We start from the raw sequence: 1,965 nt of genomic DNA, 5'->3' as shown, positions 1-1,965 counted from the left end.
ATCGCGTCGAGCACCGGCGCGAGTTCGGTCTCGGGCAGGTTGAAGCTGATGGCGATTGGATCGATCTGGACGATGTTGACCAGCGGCGAGCCGGTCGCGCTGGCCTGCACCAGGCTGCCGGGCCAGGCGTTGACGGCGCCGGCGCGGCCGCCGAAGGGCGCGCGGATCTCGTTGTAGCTCAGCGCCACGGTGGCGGACTGGACGGCGGCCGCATCGCCATCGACCAGGCTGCGGCCGGCCTCGAGGTTGGCCAGCGCCGTGTCGACCGCGCTTTGCGCGACGAACTTCTGCGCGAGCAGGTCCTTGGCGCGCTCGTACTGGCGCTGCAGGTCGGCGAGGCTGGCCTTGTCGCGGGCGAGCTGGGCGCGGGCCTTGTCGAGGTTGGCCCGGTCCGCGCGCTCATCGAAGCGGAACAGCGGCTGGCCCTTGGCGACGGTCTGCCCGTCGCGCACCAGGACGTCGCGGACGGTGGAGGTGGTCTGGGCGCGGATGTCGACCTGGTTGATCGGCGTGACGGTGCCGCTGGCCTCGACGGTGACCGGCACGTCGCGGCGCTGCGCCGTGACGACGCCGACCAGCTGCGTGCCGCCCGCGCCGGAGGCCCCGCGCGCTGGCGCGGGGGCGCCGTCGGCGGTGACGGCCCCGGACCGGCCTTCTGCCGATCGGGCCTTCCACCACCAGCCGCCGCCGGCGACCAGCAACAGGACGATCAGGGACAGGGCGAGGGTCTGGCGGCGCATGAACACGTTCTCCAACGACGGTCTTCTTCGAGGGGCGCGGAAGCTTAGGCCGCGGTCCTGCGATGAATGTTTCGTTCAGGTTAATCCTGCGTAGGACAGAGGAAAACCTGTGCGATTTGGAGCGTGTTCGGGCGGGGCGGGGGCCGGCGCCCGCGGGCGTCAGAGGCCCTTGAGCGCCTTCGCCAAGGCGGCGCCCACCTGGGCGTTGTGCTTGACCAGCGCGATGTTGGTCACCAGGCTCGCGCCGCCGCTGAGGTCCTTGATGCGGGCGAGCAGGTAGGGCGTGACCGCCTTGCCGCTGATGCCCTGGGCGCCGGCCTCGGCCAGCGCCTGCGCGATGAAGCCGTCGATCAGCGCTTTGGGCATCGCGTGCGCTTCCGGCACCGGGTTGCTGATGACCGCGCCGCCGCCCAGGCCCAGCGCCCATTTCGCGCGCAGGAACTTCGCCTGCTCCGCCGGCGCGTCGATGCGGAAGTCGGCCTTCAGTCCGCTGTCGCGTGTGTAGAACGCGGCGAAGTTCTCCTGACCCACCGACAGCACCGGCACGCCGTGCGTCTCCAGGTATTCCAGCGTCAGCGCCAGGTCCAGGATGCTCTTGGCGCCGGCGCACACCACGGCCACCGGCGTGCGCGCCAGTTCCTGCAGGTCGGCCGAGATGTCGAAGCTGGTCTCCGCGCCGCGATGCACGCCGCCGATGCCGCCGGTGACGAAGACCTCGATGCCGGCCAGCCGGGCGCAAATCATCGTCGCGGCGACCGTCGTCGCGCCGATGCGGCCGGTGGCCAGCGCGTAGGGCAGGTCGCGGCGGCTGAGCTTCATCGCGTCGGGCGACTGGCCCAGCAGCTCGAGCTGCGCGTCGTTCAGGCCGACGCGGATCTTGCCGTCCAGCACCGCGATCGTCGCGGGCACCGCGCCGTGCTCGCGCACGATGGCCTCGACCTCGCGGGCCGTCTGCACGTTCTGCGGATACGGCATGCCGTGGGAAATGATGGTGGACTCCAGGGCCACCAGCGGGCGGCCCTCGGCGCGCGCGGCGGCCACCTCGGGCGAGTAATCGATCAGGGTGGCGTCGAAGCGGTCTTGCGTGTTCATGCGGTCTCTCTCGAAGGCGGGAATTGGGGTTCAGACAAGCAGCGCCGGGCTCAGCGCCTCGCTGACCGTCGCGTCGCTCTGCAGCGTCAGCGCGGCCAGTCGCAGGCCCAGCGCGCAGGCGCCGCGCAGGTCG

The 1,965-nt window shown here is 71.6% G+C and carries 2 protein-coding genes; both read right to left on the bottom strand.

Translation table 11 applies throughout. From position 1 onward, the window contains the following. On the bottom strand, positions 1 to 740 hold a 740-nt coding region (locus tag FUT87_RS13315), incomplete at its 3' end, for an efflux RND transporter periplasmic adaptor subunit (protein WP_147241332.1). A gap of 159 nt (positions 741 to 899) precedes the next feature. Beyond that, positions 900 to 1,832: a pseudouridine-5'-phosphate glycosidase gene (locus FUT87_RS13310; protein WP_147241331.1), complete on the bottom strand. Its 933-nt coding sequence runs from the start codon at positions 1,830 to 1,832 to the stop codon at positions 900 to 902. Between the last annotated feature and the right edge of the window lie 133 nt (positions 1,833 to 1,965).

It is taken from the genome of Mitsuaria sp. TWR114 (assembly GCF_007997345.1).
Note: the sequence above shows the minus strand (reverse complement) of the source record. Positions and strands in the feature narration are given on the sequence as shown.

Excerpts from the sequence above, each read along its gene's own strand:
- FUT87_RS13310 (WP_147241331.1), bottom strand. The coding sequence starts at position 1,832 with ATGAACACGCAAGACCGCTTCGACGCCACCCTGATCGATTACTCGCCC.